This window comes from Paraburkholderia sp. CNPSo 3076 (assembly GCF_026343935.1).
GTDB lineage: Bacteria > Pseudomonadota > Gammaproteobacteria > Burkholderiales > Burkholderiaceae > Paraburkholderia > Paraburkholderia nodosa.
In genome coordinates this window covers 1-692 of record NZ_JAPMAL010000135.1, presented here as the reverse complement: position 1 = coordinate 692, position 692 = coordinate 1, and the positions used below count along the sequence as shown (strand labels likewise).

The 692-nt window shown below is 62.4% G+C and carries 1 protein-coding gene; it reads right to left on the bottom strand.

Features of this window, described 5'->3' with window-relative positions:
• Positions 1 to 692 (bottom strand): NAD(P)/FAD-dependent oxidoreductase (locus M3A49_RS42385; protein WP_266233992.1); only part of this gene is annotated, 692 nt, incomplete at both ends.

Here is a 692-nt window from a genome sequence, read left to right as displayed (position 1 = left end):
CGCCAGACCCACGACAAAGCCCACCATCACCTGGTTGTGGTCGATGTGGTACAGGAATGAGCCGCCGTAGGTGTCGCTTTCCAGCGGCCAGCCCGCGGTGTGGATCACGAGGCCGGGCTGGTGCTTCGAGGGATCGATTTCCCACAGTTCCTTGATGCCGATGCCGTAGACCTGCGGATCCGCATCCTTGCCGAGCTTGAACTTCTCGTTCAGTTGACGGCCCAGGTGCCCGCGGCAGCCTTCGCAGAACAGCGTGTACTTCGCGTGCAGCTCCATGCCGAGCTGGAAGTTCCCGGTGGGCTCGCCGTCCTTGCCGACACCCATGTTGCCGGTGGCGACGCCCTTGACCGAGCCATCGTCGTTGTAGAGCACTTCGGCGGCCGGAAAGCCGGGAAAGATTTCCACGCCCAGGGCTTCCGCCTGCTGGCCCAGCCAGCGCGTGACGTTCGCGAGGCTGATGACATAGTTGCCGTGGTTCTTGAAGTTGTCGGGCAGCGCCCAGTTCGGCACAGATTTAGCCCCCGTTTCGGAAAGAAAAAGGAACTTGTCCTCGGTCACGGGCACGTTCAGCGGTGCGCCTTGCTCCTTCCAGTCCGGAATCAGCTCGTTCAGGGCACGCGGATCCATGACCGCGCCCGAGAGGATATGCGCCCCGATTTCCGAGCCTTTCTCCAGCACGCAGACGCCGATTT